The organism is Bacteroidota bacterium (assembly GCA_039714315.1).
Lineage (GTDB): Bacteria > Bacteroidota > Bacteroidia > Flavobacteriales > JADGDT01 > JADGDT01.
This window is the reverse complement of record JBDLJM010000220.1, coordinates 1-3,600: the sequence shown is the minus strand read 5'-3', so window position 1 is coordinate 3,600 and position 3,600 is coordinate 1. Positions and strand designations below refer to the sequence as shown.

Below are 3,600 nucleotides of genomic sequence, written 5' to 3'. Positions count from 1 at the left end.
GCGTTTTGATTTGTTACGATAACAACGGCCATGGCCTCTCCAGTGTTCCCATATTCGTCGGTTACGATTAATGATATTAAATTACTGCCAATGTCTCCTAAACCAAAAGTGTTTTTACTTAGACTCATATCTGCGATAGTGCAATTATCGCTACTTCCATTGTCAATTTGTGATGCATCTATACTGGCAACCCCTTCATCGTTTAGCTGAACTCTTATGTTTTTTGTTACAACATTTGGTTCAAGATTATCAATTACTGTTACTGTTGAAGTTGAATATTGTTGATTTCCATTAATATCCTTTACTTTTAGGTTTACTAATTTTTCGCCAATATCAGAAGCGGAAAATTCACTGGGGAATACCGACATTGAATAGACAATATCGCTGTTGATATTACTGTTGTCAACATCTTCAGGATGAATTACTGCATTTCCTTCAGCATTAAGGTACACTTTAATGTCTTTAGCAACTACATCTAATACTTCGTTTGCTGAACTTTTGTATAGTTTTGCGTATTCAGCATCATCACTGCTATTAAGTGAACCAATAGATTCATCGGTAGATTGTGCGGATAAATAACCGAACCCTAATGCTGCGATTAGGATTGGCAAATATATTTTTTTCATCAGAATAGGTTTTGTTTTACATATAGCGGTATATTATTAATTCTATTTCAGGAGGTGAGGCCAAATAACAGTTTAAAATATACCTATGTAAGGTTTAGTTATATAAATTAAGCTAATTCGAAATTATTCTTAATCAATATGTTCAAAATTACAAATTAATTCACTGATTAACTGTAGTTTACAACTCACGGAGATGGAAAACTTCCCTGATTGAGGTGGTAGGTGTGCTATTACTTTGCTGTGTTTTAATTCTTACATACAGGTGACTGTTTGTTTACTTTGCATTAGAGAAGTATAATATGTTTTGAATTATTGCTTTTAGTGTTGAATATTTAGTGTTTTCGGTGTGTGACGCTGATTGTGTTTATGACTATTTACGTCGGAAACCGTGATGCTGAGTATAAGATAGTTTTTGGAGTAAATATTCTTTTTAGTGAAGATATTATTTCTGTACTACAAATTTGTGCCTACGCAATAATCGTCATTTTTTAGAAATAAGTGTTGGTATTAGAAAACTAAAGCTCGGATGAACACTTATTTTATTTACTTTTAGCCTTCAAAAAATATTTCGATTAAGATGACTGACAATATAATATCACTTATAACCAAAAGCCTGAACATTAGAGATAATCAGGTTAAGAATACTGTTGAACTTCTTGAAGGCGGAGCCACAATTCCGTTTATAGCACGCTATAGAAAAGAAAGAACGAATAATTTGGATGAAGTAGCTCTTCTGGAAATTCAAAAATTGAGTCATTATTATTCTGAGCTGGAGAAAAGAAAGTCATATATAATTGAAAAAATAGACTCGGAAGGTAAGCTTAGTGATGAATTAAAAAGTAAAATTGAGAATACCTTTGATTCTAATCACCTTGAAGATATATATCTGCCATACAAATCAAAACGAAAGACAAAAGCTGTTGTAGCCCGCGAAAACGGACTGGAACCTCTTGCTAAGATTATAATGTCGCAAAAGAGCTATGATCTTGAAAACAGTGCCGAACGATTTGTCGGTGGGCAGGTAGGAGATACTGAAGATGCACTGGAAGGAGCAAGGCATATCATTGCTGAATGGGTGAATGAAAATATAGATGTAAGGGAATTATTGAGAAAAGATTTTGAGAAATTTTCTAAACTTAAGTCGAAAGTTGTAAAAACTAAGATTGAAGAAGCCGATAAGTATTCCGATTATTTCGATTACGAACAGTCTGTTACCGGAATACCTTCGCACAGATATTTAGCCATCAGCAGAGCAGTGAATCTTGGATTTCTGAAAGTTTCACTAAATATTGATGAAGAATTTACTCTGAGAAAAATATTTAGAAAATACATAAAGAGTAACAGCGAATCGGCCGATCAGATAGAACTTGCCGTTACTGATGCCTATAAACGACTTTTGAAACCTTCTATAGAGAACGAACTTCTTAATAAGCTTAAGGAGAGTTCGGATGTAGAGGCTATAAAGGTGTTTGAGAAAAACTTATCTCAATTGCTGCTGGCTTCTCCACTGGGTCAAAAAAATATTCTGGCGATAGATCCGGGGTTCAGAACCGGTTGTAAAGTTGTTTGTATTAATAAGAACGGCGATTTACTTCACAACGAAAATATTTATCCTCATCCGCCGCAAAAGCAAGTGAAGCAATCGGCAAATAAGATTTTCAACCTTTGTTCGAGCTATAAAATTGAGGCTATAGCAATCGGAAATGGAACTGCGGGCAGGGAAACGGAGAGATTTGTAAAAAACTTAAAATTGAGATTGCCTGTTTTTCTTATTTCTGAGGATGGAGCCTCGGTTTATTCAGCATCGAAAATTGCCAGAGAAGAATTTCCGAGCTATGACGTTACCGTACGCGGTGCAGTTTCTATCGGTCGCAGGTTAATGGATCCTTTAGCGGAACTGGTAAAGATCGATCCTAAGTCGATAGGAGTAGGGCAGTACCAGCACGAGGTAAATCAAACAAAACTTCAGGAATCCCTAAGTTCTGTGACCTTATCGTCGGTTAATAAAGTTGGTGTAAATTTAAATACTGCAGGGAAACATTTGCTTGCCTATGTATCGGGACTTGGACCTGCTTTGGCGCAAAATATTGTTGATTTCAGATCGGAAAACGGTTCGTTTAAAAGCAGAAAGGAGTTACTTAAAGTGGCTCGTCTCGGAAATAAAGCTTTTGAGCAAAGTGCCGGTTTCCTGAGAATAAAAAATGCCAATAATCCGCTTGACAATAGTGGTATTCACCCCGAAAGTTATCATATAGTTGATAAAATAGCCAAATCGCAGAAAGTTGATGTTTCAGACTTATTAAACAATAAAGAACTTATTGAAAAGATTGATTTCAGTGAATTTAAAACTGATGAAATCGGTCTGCCTACTTTGATGGATATAAAAGAGGAACTGTTAAAACCGGGATTGGATCCGAGAAGCATTCTGGAGGAACACCACTTTGACGAAAATATTCGTACAATAAACGACCTCAATGAGGGGATGGAATTGTCGGGAAAAGTTGTGAACATAACCAATTTCGGGGCTTTTGTTGACCTGGGAATAAAAGAATCGGGGCTGATACACCTTTCTAATATGGCCGACAGATATGTGAGCGATCCTAATGAGATAGTTTCGTTGCAGCAGAGTGTGGATGTGAGGATTATTTCGCTGGATGTGGAGAAGAAGCGGATTGGGTTGAAGTTGTTAGAGGTTAGAGGTTAGAGGTTAGTTGCTGGTTACTGGTTACAAGGTAAAAGGTAAAAGGTAAAAGGTAAAAGTCTAAAGTCTAAAGTCTAAAGTCTAAAGTTCAAAGTCTAAAGTTCAAAGTTTAATGTCTTTTTTGCGCTAGGGATAGAGCTGGTACCCCGCAGGGAACTGACGCTTAACTATGCTTATGGAGTTGAAGGAGAAATGAGTTGAAGCGGCAGTGAGCGAGGAGTAAAGGCGAAAGCCCGGGCCCGGTTGCCGGGAGATGTTCCGTAGCGTGGTTTA

General features: G+C 36.8%; 2 protein-coding genes. One reads left to right on the top strand and one right to left on the bottom strand.

Annotation, left to right across the window (positions count from 1 at the left end):
• The coding region (locus ABFR62_13655; GenBank protein MEN8139464.1) for a hypothetical protein at positions 1–626 on the bottom strand (626 nt) is incomplete at its 3' end.
• Positions 627–1,203: 577 nt separating this feature from the next.
• Between ABFR62_13655 and ABFR62_13650 the strand changes: the two genes are divergently transcribed.
• Positions 1,204–3,330: a Tex family protein gene (locus tag ABFR62_13650; GenBank protein MEN8139463.1), complete on the top strand. Its 2,127-nt coding sequence runs from the start codon at positions 1,204–1,206 to the stop codon at positions 3,328–3,330.
• Positions 3,331–3,600 lie beyond the last annotated feature (270 nt).

Bases quoted from the DNA above. Each gene is read 5' to 3' on its own strand.
- ABFR62_13650 (MEN8139463.1), top strand. From the start codon at position 1,204: ATGACTGACAATATAATATCACTTATAACCAAAAGCCTGAACATTAGA.